An 18,660-nucleotide genomic window follows, 5' to 3' on the forward strand; every position below is an offset into this window, starting at 1 on the left:
AACATGCTGTCGCTCAGCGAGATACAGGACGCCGCAATTGCTCGAACTGGGCTGCGGGACTTCGGCGACGAGTCCTACGAAGAGGGTCTGTCGATATTGCTCGCCGCGCTGCGTGACGAGGCTCGACTGAATTCCCGCGGTGAGGCGTTCATCACCCAGCGCATTGTGGGCTATCTCGGGCAGCGACTGCAGGTGGAGGACTGGTATCGGCGTCACCCCGAGATCGACGAGGTGCCCTGCCAGGCGCCCCTGATCGGGCTCGGCCTACCCCGCACGGGTTCGACGGCGCTGTCCATGCTGCTCGCACAGGACCCCGCGGTGCGTTATCTGCGGCGGTGGGAGTCGGCGCAACCCTGCCCACCGCCGTCAACCGTGCAGGGCGCCGACCCACGCGTTCCCAAGGACAAGGGCGAGATGATCGGCACCCGCTACCACGTGCCCGGCGATACGCACGGCCCGATGGAGTGCCACGAACTGATGGCGCTGAGTTTCGCCTCCCACATCTTTCAGTCGTTCGCCCAGGTTCCGTCCTACTCGCGGTGGCTGGTGGAGGATGCCGACCTGACGTCGACACTGCAGTACCAACGCCGCGTGCTGAAGTTGCTGCAGTGGGGCGAGCCCGCCCGGCCCTGGCGGTTGAAATGTCCCTCACACGTGTTGTGGCTCGAGGCGCTCGACTCGGTGTTCCCGGACGCCCGGTATGTCATGACCCACCGTGACCCCACGGATGTGATCCTGTCGGTGGCCGAGTTGTACGCCGACATCGTCGGATCGTTCACCGATGACATCGACCGGCCCTACATCGGTCGATTGAACGTCGAGCACTGGTCGCTGGGAATGCAGCGGACTCTACAGTTCCGCCGTGCCGGTGCCGATAAACGCTGCTACGACATCGACTTTCGTGCCATGCAGGCCGATCCCGTCGGCGAGGTCGGCAGGCTCTACCACTGGCTGGGCGAACCGGTGAACGAAGAGTTCACCGCCCGCATGCACAGCTGGTGGACGCACGCCGCGGCCGAACGTGAGCCCAGCCACCGCGCCGACCCCACCGAATTCGGCATCGACCTTGACACCGTGCGTCCACTCTTCGCGGCCTACGTCGACGCTGCGGCGCGGTGGACGAACCACGACACCACCGAAAGGCAGGCTAACGAATGACAGTCGACTTAACCGGCGGTATCGATCCGATTTGCGAGTACGTGTTCGAGCAGCGTCCCGACAACCCGGAAATGCGCGACTCGGTGAGCTTTTGGACCGTCGACGACCGCGGCCAGGTGGGACTGCCGCGCATCGGTATCGAGGCGGTCGCCGCGAATTGGGACGCGCACGACATTCAGGTCAATCTCGCCTACCCCGACGGGCGGGTGTACCGGCTACGCACCAACGCGAACTCGTTGCCCGCGACCGGACCGGAAGGCAAGCCCACCATACTGGGCGCCGGCGGGCTCGTTTTCCGTTGCGTCGAGCCATTTTCCGTGTGGACGATGACCTACCGGGGCAAGGCGCTGCAGACCACGTCACAAGATCTTGTCGCCGGACGCAAGGACGGACCCATGATCGACGTCGAATTCAACGTCGAGGCGACGATGGCTGTTCCGCCGTGGGTCCAGGGCAGCCTGCGGACCGATGCCGGCGAGCGGCTCAAGACGTCGGTCGAAGGTGACCTGATGGGAGGTTCGCGCTACGAGCAGCTCTACACCGCAACCGGTTCGGTCACCATCGACGGCGGCGAACGCAAAGCCTTCACCGGCAGCGGATTGCGCATCCGTCGTCAGGGCGTGCGTAGGCTCGCCGGGTTCTGGGGGCACAGCTGGCAATCGGCGGTCTTTCCCAGCGGCAGGGCGTTTGGATACATCGCCTATCCGCCGCGCCCTGATGGTCAACCCACATTCAACGAGGGGTACCTGTTCAGCGGTGACGGTCCACTCGTCCCGGCGCGCGTGGTCGCGGCTCCATGGCTGACCAGATTGCAGGCCGCGGGTGAAGACGTGTCACTGGTTCTGGAAACCGCCGACGGCACAGTGCACATCGAGGGGGAAACGGTCTTTTCCACCCACGACATCCACCACGACGATGACATGTACTCGATGCACGCGCTCAAGAAGGAGATGCCCAGCTTCCCCGCGCTGCAGCAAGCGGGCGTGCGTTATCGCTGGGACACCGAACAGACATACGGCATGCTCGAGCGGTCCAACCCGCTCGACAAGATCGAACGCGGTTAGGCATCTGATGGGCACAGATCTGGCCGGGAAAGTGGCACTTGTCACCGGCGCCGCACGCGGTCAAGGCCGTGCGCACGCCCAACGGTTGAGTGCCGACGGCGCCGACATCATTGCCGTCGATATCGCGGGGCCGCTTCCGCCGAGCGTTCGCTACGCATCGCCCACCCCCGACGACCTGGCCGAAACGGCGCGTCTGGTGAAAGCCAACGGTCGGCGGGTTATTCAGGCCGCCAACGATATTCGCGATCTGGACGCACTCACCGCCGCCGTCGACCGAGCCGTTGCCGAACTGGGCCGCCTCGACGTCATCGTGGCCAACGCCGGGATATGTACGCCCGCGCCATGGGATCAGATCACCGCTGCGGCCTTCCGCGACACCATCGAAACGAACGTCACGGGCACCTGGAACACGGTCATGGCCGGCGCTCCGCACATCATCCGGGGCGGGCAAGGCGGATCGATCATCCTCATCGGATCCGCGGCCGGTGTGAAGATGCAGGCGTTCATGGTTCACTACACCGCGAGCAAGCACGCAATCACCGGCATGGCAAAGGGTTTCGCAGCCGAACTCGGCATGCACAACATCCGGGTGAACAGCGTGCACCCCGGTTCAGTGGCCAGCCCCATGGTGACCACCGGGGGATTGATCGAGGCGCTGACAGCGGCGCGAGAGACGAACCCCCACCTTGCAAATCTGCACACACCGCTGTTGCCACAGGGGATCGCGCAGCCCGAAGACATCGCCGACGCCGTCGCATGGCTGGCATCGGAGCAGTCGAAATTCGTTACCGCAGCCGCGATTTCAGTCGACATCGGGGTGGCTAATTGCTGACCGTCCGGACCAGCCACCTCACGACTGAAGGAGTTCCATGCGCGGCTTAGCCGACAAGACGTTCATCGTCGCCGGGGGTGCCACCGGGATCGGAGCCGGAACAGCACGACGGCTCGCCGAAGAAGGCGCAAATGTCGTCGTCGGCGACATCAATTTTGCCGGCGCGACGCGAACGGCCGAGGCGCTGAACGCCCTCGATGGCCGCGCCATCGCCGTCGAATTCGACTTGGCCGACGAAGCCTCCGTGGCGCAGTTGGTGCAGCAGACGCTCAGCGAATTCGATTCGCTGCACGGGTTGTTCAACGTCGGCGCGGATCTGTCCGCCGAAGTCAACGGCAGCGACTTCACCGTGCTCGACACCAGTATGGATATCTGGCGACGCACGCTCGAGGTAGATCTGCTCGGCTACGTCCGAACCATCCGCGCGGTGCTGCCGCATCTGATCGAGCAGGGCACCGGCAGCATCGTCAACACCTCGTCGGGCGGATCGCTTGGCACCGGCGACCCAATGCATGTCGCCTACAACGCCGCAAAGGCAGCGGTCAACCAGTTGACCCGCCACGTCGCAAACAACTACGCAAGCACGGGGTCCGGAGCAACTGCGTCATGCCGGGTCTCGTCTGGGGCGAAACACAGGAACGTGCTGGTCTTCATTCTCTGCAAGAGATGTTCATCGCCGCGGCCAGGACCACCCGCATCGGTCAGCCGTCCGATCTCGCCGCCATAACGACCTTCCTGTTATCGGACGAGGCGGAGTGGATCAACGGGCAATGCTGGTACATCGGCGGCGCCGCCCACATGCGCCAGTAGGGAAGACTTGCCGGGATCAGACACGATGGGGTAGGGCTACCAGCGTGATGGCGCGGTGCTACGACTTCGGCGCCGACGGGTAAGCGTCCTGCCGACACACCGGGTAGGCCATCCTGAGGAATTCTTGCCTCTGACGCCCTGAAGACACCTAAAATTTCTCGGGTGTTCACCGACGAACCACGACCGGCCGGGGTGCCACTGAGCCGTACCTGGCCGTCGCTGGCCGTCGCAGCGATCGTCGTAGTGCTCGTCGTGCTGCAAGTCGCAGCGCACAGGTTCGGCTTCCAGGGTCCGCTACACAGCCTGATCAGCGACTACGTCGCCACACCGAAGTCGGCCACGGTGCCGTGGGTCGGGTTGGGGCTGGCCATGGCCGGGCTGGCCAACCGGTCGCGAATGGTCGCGCTGTCGGTGGCCCTGGCCCTGGACCTTGTTTTCGCCACGACCCGAGTCCTGCAGAACCACGTACTGACGTTCGGCAACGGACCGTTGATCGTGCTCACCGCGCTGGCTCTGACCGGAGCCTGGCGCTGGGTCAAGGGTGAGTCCACCACCGCTTATCGGGGCGTCGCATTCGGTCTGCTGCTCATCATCGCGACCAAAGTCGGCGACGCTTGGTTGCGGATCACCGCGCTGACGCGACCGAAGGTCTTCGACGAATACGCCCTGCTAGCCGATCACGCGCTGGCACAGCCATCTTGGTTGTTCGGCCGGCTGATCCACGCCGGCGGGCCGGTCCTCGGCGGCGGCCTGCACTGGGTGTACATCGAGTTGCCGCTGGCGGCGCTGGTGGTCGCGGTCTATCAGTTGCGCAACGTCTCCGCCGAGGGCTGGCCGCGGCACTTCCTGGTGCCGACCTTCCTGGTACTGGGATTGATCGGCCCGGTGATCTACGTGCTGTTCCCGTTGGTCGGCCCCGAGTTCGCGTTCGGCGGGGCCGGCGGAGGCTTTCAGGTGGGCAACTACTGGCCCCATGCGCTGCCGCCAATTGATCTGTCGCCCAGAGCCGTTGGCTTCGACAGCCAAACTCCACGCAACTGCATGCCGTCCATGCACACGGCGTGGGCAATGGCGGTCTTTCTCCATTCCCGCGGTGGACCACGTTGGCTGCGCACTGGCGGTACCACCTGGCTGGGCTGCACCATCGCGGCGACCCTCGGCTTCGGATACCACTACGGCGTCGACCTGGTGGCGGGAACGGTGCTGTGTCTGACGGTGGAAGCGGTGCTGCGCGAACCGTTGCGCGGCCGGATCTGGTCACGAACGTCGTTGATCCTCGCCGGGGGAACGTTCTTGGCGGTGCTCTTGCTGGCCTGCCGCTACCTGGCCGAGGCCATGGCACGCCATCCACTGCTCACCGGGCCGCTGATCATCGGCGCGCTCGCCGTTTTCATCGCCGCCTTCTACGCGACGTTCTTCGCCCGCGCGGGTGCGTCGTCGACAGCGTCTGTTCGTGGCAGCTTCGCGGCGGCCATGATGCCTACCGAGCCCACTTTCGGACCCGAGACGGAACCCAGTCGCGCTTAGGAATTGTCGCGCTTAGGAATTGTCGCGCTTAGGAATATCCATTCGGTTTCGGGATGCAGGCGCCTCGAATACACCCCAGCACCCCGCGCTGGTGATCGGGATTCCAGGTGGGACGCGGCGGTTGACAGGCGTCGGCCTGGCAGGGAACACCGGGGCCGGGGGGATCGGCTTGAGCCGCGGGCGCGAACAGCATCAGCAGCGTTCCCAGCACCCCTGCCAGCCCCATCTTGAGTGCAATGATGATCGCCTCCTCAGCGCGGGACATTGCGCGGTCCCGATACGACGATAGCGCCGCGCGGCTCAGGATGCTGGCTGGGTCGAGGCGGCAGTTGCAGCGCAACGTAACTCGAAAAGGCGCGCGCCCTGACCGCGCGCCAAATCGAGGGCGCGACTCAGGTCGGATTCACGGGCGGCCGGGTCGGTGCGCGTCTGCGCGCGGAGCCTCAACAATTCGGAGTCGTAAAACGTCATTCCGGTGTCGCGCGCCAACTCCAACGCGGCGTCGAGCCGAGCGCCCGCGCGGTCGAGTTGTCCAGCGGCGATCATCAGCCGCGCCAGCATGCCCTCGAAAAAAGGCAGGTAGACACCGAGGTCGGCGGCGCGCAGTTCGTCGACCAAACCGCTGACCTGCCGGATGCGGTCGGTGCCGACCGCTGCTGCGGCGCGCTCGGTGAATCCGTTCGCGACGGCGTGCTGGATGGTGCCACGGAGCCGCCATTGGTCGAAGCCATGCCGGGCAGCGTCGTCGACCATGTCGACCGCCAATGCGGAGGCGCGCTCGTGTTGGCCGGCCTCGATGTGCACCCAGACCTGGGCGAACCTCAGGTAGGCCAGGCTGTACGGGCCTTGCGGGAATCCCATTCCCTCGACCCGCGACGCCGCATGGGCGAGTTCGGTCTCGGCGGCTTCGAGGTCGCCCTGCACCAGTCGCACCAGCGCCAAGTGGATATGGGCCGCAACGATCGGGTCGATGGGCAGAAAGCCGACTGTCTCGGTCTCGCGGTCATCGGTTGCGCCGCGTCCGGTGGCCAGCTCCAAATTCGTTCGGGCACTGTCGAATTCGCCACGCAGAAACGCCAGCACCCCGGCCCACGCGCCGATTCTCGGCCAGAAGCCGGGCCGCCACTGCTCCAGGGCTGCCCGCAGCAGCTCAAGCGCCTGATTAGCCCGGGCCAGATCCGCCCGGGCAGTGTAGTAGCCGGTCAGCACCCCCAGTGTGGCGAAAAGTTCCTGCGCGGTGGAGGTGCGGCCGCGGTCGTTGGTCGGCACCTCCGCGCCGACCAACGCCAGGCAGCGCTCCAAGTCCGGCGCGACAACGGGACTCGACGGACTGACGGCGCTGCCGGCAAGAAATCCTCGCCCCAATCGCAGCGCGATCTCGCGGCGGTCACGATCGGGATTGGGTGGACACCGGTCAAGCTGGGTGAGCGCCTGGCTGAGATGAGCGCGCGCCTCCGCGAGGGCACCGCGGCGCCGCGCGGCAGCCGATGCCTGCTGGTGGGCGGATGCGGCGTCGTCGAACCGCTCGGCCTGGGCGTAATGATTCGCGACCAGGCCCCAGTCCGGCTCACCGCCGAAGCTGCACAGCGCGTCGCCGACCCGGGCGTGCAGTCTGCGCCGCACGCTCGGCGGCGCCAACTCGCCGGCCACCTCACGCAGCAACTCGTGACGGAACCGCCAACCGTCCCCGTCCCACGTTTCGAGCACCCGCGCGTCCACGAGTTCGTCGACGACGCGTTGCAACTCGTCGTCGTCCGTGTCGACCACGCTGCGCAGCAGGCTCATATCGACGTAGCGGCCGATCACCGCCGCCGCCTCCACCACCGGCACCACCTGCGCGCTCGCGCGCAACCGGGCGAATAACGGTTCGTAGAGCGCCTCGGGCACACCGACCTCGGTGATACCGGCCACCACCTGCTCGATGTAGAACGGCAGTCCATCGCAGCGGGACCGGACACTGGCCTGCTCCTGCGGGGTCAGTTGCGGATTGAGGGCAACGATCAGCCGGTCGGTCTCCTCCTCGGTCAAGGGCTCCAGATCGACGACCTCGACCGGCCAGTTCTCCGGTAACCAGTCCCGGTGCCGCGCGGTGACGACGACGAGCAGCCGACCTTGCGCCGCTTCCAGCAGGCCGCCGAGCACTTCCAGACTGGTGGTGTCGAACCAGTGTGCGTCCTCGGCGACCACCAGACCGGGCCGGCGCCCGAACCAGGCCAATAGGTAGGTCTGCACCGCCTCGGCGATCAGGTCGTACAGCTCGCGTCCCTCGTCGGTGACGGCACGATATCCATGTTGGGGATCGATGCTCAGCACCGGCGCCAGCAGCGGAATGAAGCGGACGGGATCCAGGCCCACCCTGGTCAATTCGGTATCGAGCAGCGCCAGGCGCTCGGCCGGATCGGTGAGACGGCTGATGCCGCAATGGCGTTCGATCAGCGTGCGGATCGGATGCATGCCGGCATCGGTGTGAAAGGGTGAGCCGATCAGCTCCATCACGGCGTTGGTGGACTGCCTGACCATCGTCTCGCTGGCCGCCGCCAGCCTGCTCTTACCGATGCCGGGTTCACCGCAGAACACCATTGCTGGTGTGCTCAACCGACCCTGTTGCGCCTCGGTCCAGTTGGCTTGCAGCCGCTGCCACTCGCGCGATCGGCCGACGAACGGTCCCTGCGCAACCAGGTTCGGCGCGGTCCGCTCGCCAAGCACCAGGTGATGCTCGATCAGGCCTTGGACGCCCTTCACCGGGGCCGCGGGCCGGGCCTGCAGCTCGAACGCATCACGAACCAACCGTGCGACCGCCTCGGAGACCACCACCGCCCCCGGCGGCGCCAGCCCGCAGACTCGCGCGGCAAGGTTGGCGCCCAGCCCGTAGACGTCTTCTTGCGTCGTGTCCAGATAGACCACACCGCGATGCACGCCCACCCGGGCGCGAATCTCGAACCCGAAGCGCGCCTGCACCCTAGCGCTGAGTTTCGCGACGGCACGGTTGATTTCCAGACCCGCCAGCACCGCGCGGCGCACGTCGTCTTCGTGGGCGACCGGATGACCGAAGACGGCCAGTAAGCCGTCACCGTGGGTCGAGCCGATGTGTCCGCCGAAGCGGTTCACGACGGCAAGCACCTGTTCGCGATACCGGCCGACCACCAGCCGGTAGGTCTCCGGTTCGACACTGGTCGACAGCGCGGTGGAGTCCACCAGATCGGCGAAAAGTATTGTCAGCCGCCGAATTTCGCCGCTGTGCGCCGGGGCTGCGAGCAGCTCCTCGGCGTCGGTGTTGCCTTCGTCGGCGGCCAGCACCTGACCGGCGAGTGCCGTCGCCGCGGCATGGTCGCCGCTGTCGAGTGCGGCCACGGCCCGATCCAGCAACGCATCGATCGATGTGCTCTGGTCGCGACCGTCCACCTGAGTATCTTGTCACTCCGGAGGCCGGTGAGCACCAGATGCTTAAGTCCCTGGCAGACGGCCGGAGACACCGTCTAGAGCTCTGCCTCAGTTTCCAATAGGTCGGCGGCGGCAGCAATGCTCTGGGCCGCGTCGGTCATCTGCCCGGCGACCGCACGGGCGGTCGCGGAGTATTGCGGCGAGAGGATCTCGCTCAGGTTCGCGACAATCGAATCCAGCGCGGAAGCCGAATATGGCTGCGCGGTACCAACTTTCAGGCTCTGAATGCCGGCGGCCCACAGCGGCTGGTCGAGCCACGACCACAGAATCAGCATCGGGATCCCGGCACGCAGACACGCGGCAGTGGTGCCGGCGCCGCCATGATGAACGGCTGCGCGGCAGAGCGGCAGCACCGCGGCATGGTTGACCGTGCGCACCATCCGCACCCGCTCCGAGTCCGGAGTCGGGTTCAGGTCGTTGGGTCCGCTGCACACCAATGCGCGCCCGCCCAGGCGGCCGGCGGCCGCGGTGATCCAAGTCAGCGTGTCAGGTTCGACGGACGTGCTTCCGAAGCCGAAGTAGATGGGCGCCGGTCCGGCGTCGATCCAGGACATGACCTCGTCGTCGGTGTCCGTCGGCAACGCCAGCGTCAGCGCGCCGACGAACGGCCGGCGGCCAGGTGCCACCCATTCGGCGGCGGGCCCCGGCAGGCAGAGCTCGTCGTAGGCCTGAATCTCCAGTATTTCTCGCGCAGCCCCGGAGTCCGCGGACAACCCCAATGCCTGGCGCTGTGTGGCTTCGGCCTGCTTCGACATGGTCGCCACCAGGCCCCAGGACGAAAAGACCTTGGTGGGGAAGTAGTGCACCGCAGCCAGTGGGACGCCGTAGTACTCGGCGACGATGCCGGCCAGCCCCTGCTCGTTGAAACCGGCCACGATCAGGTCGGCCCCCTGCGCCACCGACTTCAGCGTCGCCGTCTTTGCCGCCGTGACCGCATTGATCCGCTCGATAATCCTAGGTAGCGCGGCGACCGGATTCGACAGTCCGCAGTCCCGCACCAGCTCTGCTGCCGAGTCCAGGTGTGCACGCGAATCCGGTCCGTAGTCGACCGCAGTGAGGTCGGTTGCCGTGGCGAGCTCGATCATATTGGGAGGCAGCGCAATTCGGACTTCGTGTCCACGGCGCTGTAGCTCCCGGGCGACGGCCACGCACGGTTCGACGTCACCCCGGCTGCCGTAAGCAACCACCGCAACCTTGAGCCGACGGGCCGCCGGGCTCAACGCCCCTCGATCGGTGGCCATGCCCGCCAGATTAACTGGGCCGGGCGCAGCTGACCGAGGCGAGCGGATGCGCCCGGCGAGTCGGTGTCCGGCGCTCGGAGCCGGGCATTTCCGAAAGTCGATGCACCGTTAGGGTCGGCTCCAGCGACAGATCGTGGAAGGGAAATGGTTGATGGGCGACGCTGATGCCGCCGCGGTTCGCGCCGAAGGCGGCGACTGGATGAAAGAACACCTGGCGATCTATCTCGACTCGGGCGGAGCCCAGGGCCATATCGTCGACCTCAGCGCTATCGGCGGTCGCGCGATGACCACCCACTGCCTGGTCCGGTACCGCGGTCGAAAGTCCGGCAGGACCTACATCAAGCCACTCATCTACGGCAACGTCGGTGGGGAGGTCGTGATCGTGGCGTCCAAGGGCGGCGCCGACACCCACCCCGAGTGGTACCTGAACATCGTCGCCGGCGAGACCGTCGGAGTGCAGATCGCGACCCAGGCGTTCGAGGCCACCTGGCGCGAACCGGAGGCCACCGAGCGCCACGACGTGTGGGAGTACATGAGCCACCTCTACCCGCCGTATGTTTCCTACCAGCAGTCGACGAGCCGGCACATCCCGCTGGTGATGCTCAAGACGGTGCGACCGATCGAAGTCTTCACACCGACGCCGGGCTGAGCCGGCGCTGCGCGCTTGATCCGATAGCCGCGACCGGCTACGCCCGGCTGCGCCGCGTGCAATCGCGACGACAGCGGCTGGCTATGCTGGGCGCGGTCAACGGGAAGGCGAGGCGAGAATTTTGGCAGCCGTGGCGGCCGCGGTCCTTTCGGGCAAGGGCGGGACGGCTAAGACGTTATGGCAGATGATGCTGGCCGGCGAGGCCTCCCGGAATGCCATCTCGACACTGCTGGTGGACGCGGACCCCGAGCGGAATCTGTCCAATCACTTCGGCGTGCCCCAGCATTCGACCGGGCTGGGCTCGGTGCTGGAGGACGCCGGCATCAACTTCTGGGGAAACCCCGACAACGCCGCGAAGCGGGTCGACGAGGAGATCATCGACACCAAGTGGCCCCACGTCGACCTGCTGCCGGCAGGCGCAACGCTGACCCGGGTCGCCGGGGTCGGTTTCCCGGACACCGGTCTGCTGCGCGGCATCTTCGCCTCGGCCGGCGTGTTCGACCGTTACGAGCTGATCCTGATCGACACCGGCGGCCGCACCGGCTCGCTCGAAGCGCTCGCCATGCATCTGGCCGACGTGGCCTACGCCCCGATCGTGCCGACGATCGACGCAGTGCGTAAAGCCGTCGAGGCGCGTAACCGGGTAGAGCGCATTCAACGGACTCATCCGCTCAAGTGGGTTGGTGTGGTGTTGTCCGGCTTCGACACCCGCAACAGCATCGAACAATCCATCCGGGAACGCGTCTACGGGGAGTTCGGCGACGAGGTCCGCGCCGAAGTGCCGCGGCGCGCCGTCATCAACGAGGTGTTTCAGGTCGGCGATCGCCTGGGCGACCGGCACGATCCCATCGCGCGGCGGCTGGCACCCGTCTTTCGCGACTTTCTGGTCCGCGACCTGCTGGGTCGCAGCGGCGAGGCCGCAACGGTTCTCAACGCCACTTGATCCCGCACCCGATCGACGGCCGCTGGTCGGCGTCGACGGGCCGCCCGGCCAGCACCGCGTCGACCGCCGCCCGCACGTCGGCACCGGTGACCGGCAGGCCGTTCTTGGGTCGCGAGTCGTCGAGCTGGCCGCGGTAGACCAGGCGGCGCTCACCGTCGAACACGAAAGTATCCGGCGTGCACGCCGCAGAGAAGGCCCGCGCGACGTCCTGACTCTCGTCGTAGAGGTAGGGGAACGTCCAGCCGTGCCGGCGCGCCTCTTCGACCATCTGCTCGGGGCCGTCCTGCGGATAGCTGACAACGTCGTTGCTCGAGATCGCCACCATCGCGACGCCCTGTGCGGCGAAGTCGCGCCCCAGCGCGGCCAGAGCGGCGGCGACATGCTGGACGTAGGGACAGTGGTTACAGATGAACGTGACCACCAGGGCCGGGCCGGTCAGGTCGTCGAGGCTGACCGTGGCGCCGGTCGCCGGGTTGGGCAATGTGAACGGCGGGGCCGCAGTGCCGAGTTCGAGCATTGTCGATTCAATAGCCATGGCCGCCAGACTAACGTCCGTCAGTTGCCGGTGATCCTGATGCGGATGGGGCCCCGCCACGCTGCGTCGGCGTCCAGCACCGCACCGTGCTGGGTGATCTGAACCGCACCGGATTTCGCCAGCCCGCGCGCGAGTTCGCGGGCGTCGTCGGTCAAGTCCCGCCAGTTGTCGCCGCCCACCGCTCGCGCCGCATCCGACGGGCAGATGCTGCTCTGCGGGCCGCGGCGGGTGGCCAGAGCCAGGATCGCCGACTTCAACCGGTCTTCGATGGGCCCGTCGCCGAGCGCGATTTCGGCCTCGGCGCTACCGGGGCCGCCGTCGTCGACGACGCGGCGCAGTTCCGCGCGCAACTGCTCAGTCATGTTGCACCGGTGAGGCTTTGGGTGATCCGGGCACCGAGTGGCGCGCCCACCGCGACCGCCGCCGCAAGCACCACGGCGGCGGCACAGGTTGCAGTGGTCGCTTTCACTTCAGTCAGGGTAGCGACGCTGCGCCACGCGCTTGGGCGACAGCGGCAGCCACCTGCGGCGTGCCGGGGCGGTGGTGATCTCGCGGATCTGCGGGTAGCGGCTTTGCACGCTGCGCGCCACCAGATCGCCGAGGGTGCGACCACTCATCGGGCAGCCCAGGCAGGCCCCGTCGAGCGCCAGGGTGAGGGTGCCGTCGCGCACCGAAACCACCGTGATCGCGCCCCCGTGCGAGTCGGCGAGCGGTGCGACCTCACGCGCCAGAATCTGCTCGATCGCATTCCGGAGCTCATCGTCGGTGAGTTCGTCGGCCTCGGCCGTGGAGAGCGCCGCGAAGAGCGCCGAACGCACGCGCGGGCCGTCGACGGACCAGGATCGGTTGGGACCCAACCAGGTTCGTACTTCGTCGGCGCCGATCTCAGCGCGCTCCAGCACGCCCTCGTCGATCAGCGCGCTCAACTGCGGCGGTACGTCGGACAGTTGGCGCCCGTTCGTCAGCCACCGCAACAGGCGCGGGTCGTCGGTGGTCTGCGGGTGCAGCAGCGGTCTGGACACGCTCAGCCGGTCAGCCACAGGGTGATATGGCGGGCGGCGAAGGCGGCGACCCAGGCCAGGACGAACAGGTATCCCCACGCCACCAGGGGCCACCGCCACGAATTGGTCTCGCGGCGGATGGTGGCCACGGTGGACATGCACAGCAGCGCGTAGGCGAAGAACACCAACAGCGCCACGGTGGTAGCTGCGGTGAACAGCAGCGCCCCCTGGTGCGGCCCGGAGGTGAAGACCGCCGAGTGCGCGGTGGCGGTCAGGTCGCCCGTCTCGCCGGTGGCGAAGATCTGGCCCAGCGTGGCCACGAACACCTCGCGGGCGGCCATCGCCCCGATCAGCCCCACGCAGATGCGCCAGTCGAAACCGAGCGGTGAGAACACCGGTTCCAGCAGCTTGCCCAGGCCCGCGGCAAACGAGTGGTCCACCACGTAGGCGTTGGCTGCGTCCGGGTCCATGCCGGCGGTCTCGACGGCGCGGGTGGGCAGGTTGAGCAGAAACCACAGCACCACCGAGGTGCCCAGGATGATGGTCCCGGCCTTGCGCAGGAACACCTTCGCCGAGTCCCACATCGTCAGCAGCACCGACTTGGGCGACGGGAAGCGGTATGGCGGCATCTCCATGTAGAAGGGCAGCAGATCACCACCGAGGACCACCGACTTGAACAGCCAGGCGGTCGTCATCGCCGAGATGCCGCCGAGCACGTACATCCCGAACATCGCGACGCCTTGCATCGACACCGGACCCCACCGGGATCGGGGATCGACCAGCAGCCCGATCAGCAGGATGTACACCGGCAGCCGCGCCGAGCACGTCATCAGCGGGGCGGCCATGCAGGTGGCGATGCGGTCCCGCGAGGACGGCAGCGTGCGGGTCGCCATGATGCCGGGTACCGCACAGGCCAGCGAGGACAGCATCGCCACGAATGCCCGCCCGTCGAGTCCGGTGGTGGCCATGATGCGGTCGACCAGGAAGGCGGCGCGCGTCATGTAGCCGACGTTCTCCAGCAGGGAGATCAGCAGGAACATCAACACGATCTGCGGGATGAACACCAGCACGGCGCCCACGCCGCCGATGATGCCGTGCCCGAGCAGGCCGGCCACCGCCGTATTGGAGATGTGGTGCTCGATGAGCGTGGCGAGCCAGTCGAAGAGTTGCTTGATCAGGTCCTGGGCCGGAGCGGCCACGGTGAATATCGTCTGGAAGAACGCGAACATCACCACGACGAAGGCCAGCGAACCCCATACCGGATGCAGCAACACCCGGTCGATGCGGGCGCTGCGACGGTCCGGGATGGGTTGGCGGTAACGGCCGGCGTCCAGGATCGAGGCTGTCCAACTGCTGAATTCGGCATCGTCTTGCGGCGGCGGCACGGGGATCCGGGCCCACGTGTCGGGGGCGGCCAGCAGCGCTCGCAGCGGTTCGAATCCTTTGCCGCGGCTTCCGATGACGCCCACTACCGGGATACCCAGCGCGGCGGCAAACCGCTCGATGTCCAATCGGCCACCACGGGCGGCCAGTTCGTCGGTCATGGTGAGGATCACCATGGTGGGGGCGCCGAGTTCGAGCACCTGGGCCACCAGCGACAGCGACCGCTCGAGCACGGTGACGTCGACGACCACCGCCAGCGCTTCGGGGGGCGCGACGCCGGGGAGTTGCCCGTGCAGCAGGTCGGCGACCACCTTCTCGTCGGGACTGACCGGATGCAGGCTGTAGCACCCCGGCAGGTCCTCCACGACGAAGTCCCTGGTCGTCCCGCCGTCACGGTACCGGCCGGTGCCCATCCGGCGGGCCACGGTGACGCCGGGATAGTTACCGGTACGCGCCCGCATGCCGGTCAGATGGTTGAAGACGCTGGTCTTGCCGGCGTTGGGGCTGCCGACCAGCGCGATCCGGGGGAGGCTGGGCGGTGCGCTGACGGTGCCTTCGTCGCTGTGGCAGGACGCGGTCACGGCTGCTCGCCGATCTCCTCGGGGACCGCTGCGGCGACCTCTTCGGAGACCTCTTCGGAGACCTCCAAGTACGCCGCCTCGTGCCGGCGCAGGCAGGTGTCGTACCCCAGCAACCGGTATACGGCAGGGTCGCCGAGCGGCGCGGTGCGCAGTTTGACGACTTTGGTGCCGGGCCGAAAACCTAAGTGGCGCAGCCTGGTTCGCACTTCGGGGGGTGCCGATTGGCTCACTGCGACGATTTGGGCGGCGGTCTGGGCAGCCAGGTCGGCCAAGGTGGGTGGCCGATCGGGATCGGCGCGCGGCGGCCGCACCGAGCGGTTCGACCGATTCCAGGTCATCCCGACACCTCCGATTGCCGCCACAGTAGTTAGGCAAGCCTATCGAAATGTGCCGAGCCGCATCAGGGTGCGGTGGCGAACCTAGCTTTTACTGTTGCGCTCCACCCACTGGGTCAGCGCGTCCTCCAGCGCCGCGGACACGCTCACGCCGGCGCCTTCGGCGGCGTGCTCGAATCGTTCGACCAGGTCCGTCGGGACCGAAACGTTCAACTTGGAGCGCTCCGGCTTCGGCTTCGGCGGCTGCTCGACCGCCACGTGCTTGGCGGCGGTCGCATCCATGGTCTCGCGCAGCGCCGGGATCTCCTTGAGTAGCCGGTCCAGGTCGTCGCGCTCGATGCGCAGCACCTCGGCAGGTCCGATCGTGGTGACGGTCGCCGACCGCAGTTTCCCGCGGCGCAGAGCTGACTCACCGATGACCTCACCGGGTCCCACCACGGCAACGCGGTCCCGGCCGACGTACACGCCCACCTCACCGCTGAGCAGGATGAAGCACGCGTCCGACGGCGTCTGCTCCCGGATCAGCGGCCAGGGCACGGACTGTGACGAGTGATGGGTTGCGGCGACGAGACGATGCAGTTCGCTGTCCGAGAACTTCTCGAAGGCGGGAAACTCGCGCAGCCGACGCGCATCGTCGCGGATCCGACGTTCTTCTTCCTCTTGCTGCTTCGCATCCACCTTCATGGGGGACTCCTGCCGTGCGCTGTGAATGATGTGAACCCTGACACCGAGGAGCCTACGTCGATTCGGCTCAAGTGCACCCAGATATTTCCGGCGCTACCGGCGGCGATCGACCGATCAGTCCGGCGGTGGGGGTGTCATCGAGCCGATGAAGTAGGTTTCCCGCCCGGTGGGGTAGCCGCCGCCGTTGGTGGCGATGTGAACGTGGTCGTAATGGTTGGCGGTTTCGTTGCCCAGATCGGCTGTCCAGCTGCCGGATCGGATACCGAGATAGATCTTCTGCCGCCAGATGACGTGGTCGATGCCCCAGCGTTTGGCATTGGCAAGGGCCAACCCGGCAATCTGGTTGCCCAGCGCGATGCCTTCGGGACTGCCGTGGTCGGGGATCATCACGTCGATCGCCAGCCCGTTGGGATGCCATTTCAACGGGTCCTGACGGTAGCCGTAGATGGTCTTGATCTCGGGGAACAGCACGCCGATGGCGCGGGCCGCCCAGATCGTCTTGACCTGTAGTCCCTGCTCCGAGGCAACGCTCGGGGGCAGCGCGATCTGGAAGTCCTGGGCGGCGACAGGGGCGTTGCCGGCCAGCTGGGCCGCTTCCTCCGGACTGGCGGTCTGCGGCGTCCCCGGCCCCGGGGGCGCCGCGACGGGCTGGCTGCTCGGTGCGGCGGCCGCCGTGGTGGAGTCCACGCAACACGGGGTCTTCGGCCTGGTGTCCTGGGCGTAGATCATGCCGCCCGCGAGGACCAGCGAGGCTGCGATCGCCAGCCAGCGGCCCCAGCCCTTGCCTGACGCGCCGTTGCCCACGCAGACACTTTAGTGTCGGGTGGGGCCGATGTGACAGACCTTGGCGAACTTCAAGTGTGTCGGGCTGAGTCGTCGGTCAGGTCCGGCCGGGCAGCTTCATCACCGTCCGCACGATCGGCAGCAGCGACTTCTGCCACAGGGTCTTGGGCAGGCCGAACGGTGGATCGAGGTTGAACACCCGCGCGGTCGCGATCGTCTGCGACTCGGTGTATTTCAGCAGCCCCTCGGCGCCGTGCCGGCGACCCACACCCGAGATGCCCATGCCGCCCATCGGCGCGCTGAGGCTCCCCCAGGCGAACGCGTAGCCCTCGTCCACGTTCACCGTGCCCGAACGCAACCGGGCCGCGATTCGCTGACCCTCGGCGGGTGACCCAGCCCAGACGCTGGCGTTGAGGCCGTACTGGGTGTCGTTGGCCTTCTCGACCGCCTCTTCCACGTCGGCGACCGGATAGATGGAGACCAGCGGCCCGAACGTCTCGTTGGCCGCGCACTCCATCTCCGGTGTGACGTCGGTCAGCACCGTCGGCTCGTAGAACAGCGGGCCGATATCGGGGCGCGCCTTGCCACCGGCAATCACCTTGGCGCCCTTGGCTGTTGCGTCTTCGACGTGTGCCGAGACGGTCTTGAGCTGTCCCTCGGAGATCAGGCTTCCCATGTCGACCGAGAAGTCGTAGGCGGTTCCCAGTTTCATGTTTCGCGCGGCCGCGCCGAATTTGTGCGCGAACTCGTCGGCGATGTCCTTTTCGACGTAGATCCGCTCGATGGAGATGCACAGCTGGCCCGCGTTGGAGAAGCAGGCGCGGGTGGCGGCTTTGGCCACCTTGTCCAGATTGGCGCCACGCGTGACGATCATCGCGTTCTTGCCGCCCAGTTCGGCGGAGAACCCGATCAGCCGGCGGCCTGCCTGCTCGGCGAGGTGGCTGCCGGTCTCGGAGGACCCGGTGAACATCAGGTAGTCGCAGTTCTGGGTGATCGCGGTGCCCACCACCGAGCCGGGCCCGGGCACCACCGCGTACAGCGCCCGCGGCAGGCCGGCCCGGTACAGCAGCTCGGCGCAGGCCAGTGCGCAGTAGGGGGTCTGGCTGTCCGGCTTGAGCACCACTGCGTTTCCCGCCAGCAGCGCCGGAACCGAGTCCGACGCGGTCAGCGTCATCGGATAATTCCACGGCGAAATCACGCCCACCACGCCCTTGGGCTGGTAGCAGACCGTCGTCTTGCCGATCGCCGGCAGCAGCGACTGGACCTTGCGCGGCTCCAGCAGGCCGGCGGCCACGCGCACGTAATAGTTCGCGTTGGCCATCAGGTCGACGATCTCTTCCTGCGCCGCCCACCGCGCCTTGCCCGCCTCGGCCTGCAGCAGATCCATCAGGAACTCGCGGTTGGCGACCACCAGGTCGCGATAGCGGCGGATCACCTCGATCCGCTCTGCGACCGGCCGGGCCGCCCACTCAGCTTGTGCCGCACGGGCTTTGAGAAATGCCGCATCGACATCGGCCGCGGTGCCGACCGGGATGGTGGTCAGCGGCCTGCCGGTGAAGACCTCGTCGATGGTCTTCGTCGGGCGCTCATCGACGTCGTCGATCGCAGCGAGCCGGCGCAAGCGGTCGAACACCTCGGCTGACGGTGCGGGCATGGCGGAACCTCCCTGGTATTGCCGCGATGATTACCCCGC

17 protein-coding genes and 1 pseudogene are annotated in these 18,660 nt (G+C 67.1%); 7 read left to right on the forward strand and 11 right to left on the reverse strand.

Features of this window, described 5'->3' with window-relative positions:
• The first annotated feature begins 3 nt into the window (after positions 1 to 3).
• From MKCMC460_RS14385 to MKCMC460_RS14405, 5 genes and pseudogenes are all read left to right on the forward strand, one after another.
• A complete protein-coding gene (locus MKCMC460_RS14385; RefSeq protein ID WP_238305931.1) occupies positions 4 to 1,158 on the forward strand; it encodes a sulfotransferase in 1,155 nt (384 codons plus the stop codon).
• Positions 1,159 to 1,229: 71 nt separating this feature from the next.
• Positions 1,230 to 2,222 (forward strand): hypothetical protein, encoded by a 993-nt coding sequence (locus MKCMC460_RS14390; protein WP_238306004.1) that lies wholly within the window; start codon positions 1,230 to 1,232, stop codon positions 2,220 to 2,222.
• Positions 2,223 to 2,229: 7 nt separating this feature from the next.
• Positions 2,230 to 3,054, forward strand: a complete 825-nt coding sequence (locus MKCMC460_RS14395) for a mycofactocin-coupled SDR family oxidoreductase (RefSeq protein WP_238305932.1) — start codon at positions 2,230 to 2,232, stop codon at positions 3,052 to 3,054.
• Positions 3,055 to 3,091: 37 nt separating this feature from the next.
• A pseudogene (locus MKCMC460_RS14400) lies at positions 3,092 to 3,864 on the forward strand (SDR family NAD(P)-dependent oxidoreductase).
• Positions 3,865 to 4,056: 192 nt separating this feature from the next.
• Positions 4,057 to 5,391 (forward strand): phosphatase PAP2 family protein, encoded by a 1,335-nt coding sequence (locus MKCMC460_RS14405; protein ID WP_236984156.1) that lies wholly within the window; start codon positions 4,057 to 4,059, stop codon positions 5,389 to 5,391.
• 28 nt (positions 5,392 to 5,419) lie between these two features.
• On the opposite strand, the gene MKCMC460_RS14410 is transcribed toward MKCMC460_RS14405, so the two are convergent.
• From MKCMC460_RS14410 to MKCMC460_RS14420, 3 genes are all read right to left on the reverse strand, one after another.
• Complete coding sequence (locus MKCMC460_RS14410) at positions 5,420 to 5,656, reverse strand: hypothetical protein (protein ID WP_238305933.1); 237 nt, start codon at positions 5,654 to 5,656, stop codon at positions 5,420 to 5,422.
• 35 nt (positions 5,657 to 5,691) lie between these two features.
• Positions 5,692 to 8,793, reverse strand: coding sequence for an adenylate/guanylate cyclase domain-containing protein (locus MKCMC460_RS14415; protein WP_236975005.1), 3,102 nt, complete (start codon positions 8,791 to 8,793; stop codon positions 5,692 to 5,694).
• Between the two features lie 74 nt (positions 8,794 to 8,867).
• Entirely contained in the window at positions 8,868 to 10,073 is a 1,206-nt protein-coding gene (locus MKCMC460_RS14420; RefSeq protein ID WP_236975003.1) for a glycosyltransferase, read from the reverse strand.
• 151 nt (positions 10,074 to 10,224) lie between these two features.
• Between MKCMC460_RS14420 and MKCMC460_RS14425 the strand changes: the two genes are divergently transcribed.
• Together MKCMC460_RS14425 and MKCMC460_RS14430 are read left to right on the forward strand one after the other, a co-directional pair.
• Entirely contained in the window at positions 10,225 to 10,722 is a 498-nt protein-coding gene (locus MKCMC460_RS14425) for a nitroreductase/quinone reductase family protein (RefSeq protein WP_236975001.1), read from the forward strand.
• A 130-nt stretch (positions 10,723 to 10,852) separates the two neighbouring features.
• On the forward strand, positions 10,853 to 11,665 hold the full coding sequence (locus MKCMC460_RS14430; protein WP_236984155.1) for a ParA family protein: 813 nt from the start codon (positions 10,853 to 10,855) through the stop codon (positions 11,663 to 11,665).
• Here the strand turns inward: MKCMC460_RS14430 and MKCMC460_RS14435 are convergent.
• The 8 genes from MKCMC460_RS14435 to MKCMC460_RS14470 all read right to left on the reverse strand — a co-directional run bounded on the left by MKCMC460_RS14435 (position 11,652) and on the right by MKCMC460_RS14470 (position 18,621).
• On the reverse strand, positions 11,652 to 12,200 hold the full coding sequence (locus MKCMC460_RS14435) for a thioredoxin family protein (RefSeq protein ID WP_236974999.1): 549 nt from the start codon (positions 12,198 to 12,200) through the stop codon (positions 11,652 to 11,654). The genes MKCMC460_RS14430 and MKCMC460_RS14435 overlap by 14 nt on opposite strands.
• 20 nt (positions 12,201 to 12,220) lie before the next feature.
• A complete protein-coding gene (locus MKCMC460_RS14440) occupies positions 12,221 to 12,562 on the reverse strand; it encodes a DUF3253 domain-containing protein (protein ID WP_236974997.1) in 342 nt (113 codons plus the stop codon).
• Positions 12,563 to 12,670: 108 nt separating this feature from the next.
• Entirely contained in the window at positions 12,671 to 13,222 is a 552-nt protein-coding gene (locus tag MKCMC460_RS14445; RefSeq protein WP_236974995.1) for a NifU family protein, read from the reverse strand.
• 2 nt (positions 13,223 to 13,224) lie between these two features.
• A complete protein-coding gene (locus tag MKCMC460_RS14450; protein ID WP_236974992.1) occupies positions 13,225 to 15,165 on the reverse strand; it encodes a ferrous iron transporter B in 1,941 nt (646 codons plus the stop codon).
• Positions 15,162 to 15,503: a FeoA family protein gene (locus MKCMC460_RS14455; RefSeq protein ID WP_236974990.1), complete on the reverse strand. Its 342-nt coding sequence runs from the start codon at positions 15,501 to 15,503 to the stop codon at positions 15,162 to 15,164. Before MKCMC460_RS14455 ends, MKCMC460_RS14450 begins: the two co-directional genes overlap by 4 nt.
• Before the next feature lie 81 nt (positions 15,504 to 15,584).
• Positions 15,585 to 16,184, reverse strand: a complete 600-nt coding sequence (locus MKCMC460_RS14460) for a cyclic nucleotide-binding domain-containing protein (RefSeq protein ID WP_236974988.1) — start codon at positions 16,182 to 16,184, stop codon at positions 15,585 to 15,587.
• 114 nt (positions 16,185 to 16,298) lie between these two features.
• Positions 16,299 to 16,988, reverse strand: coding sequence for a glycoside hydrolase (locus MKCMC460_RS14465; protein ID WP_236974987.1), 690 nt, complete (start codon positions 16,986 to 16,988; stop codon positions 16,299 to 16,301).
• A gap of 76 nt (positions 16,989 to 17,064) precedes the next feature.
• The gene (locus tag MKCMC460_RS14470; RefSeq protein ID WP_236974985.1) at positions 17,065 to 18,621 is read right to left on the reverse strand and encodes a succinic semialdehyde dehydrogenase; all 1,557 of its coding nucleotides are present in this window, start codon (positions 18,619 to 18,621) and stop codon (positions 17,065 to 17,067) included.
• Positions 18,622 to 18,660: the final 39 nt, after the last annotated feature.

Source organism: Mycobacterium sp. 20KCMC460, from assembly GCF_022179425.1.
Classification (GTDB): Bacteria; Actinomycetota; Actinomycetes; order Mycobacteriales; family Mycobacteriaceae; genus Mycobacterium; species Mycobacterium kiyosense.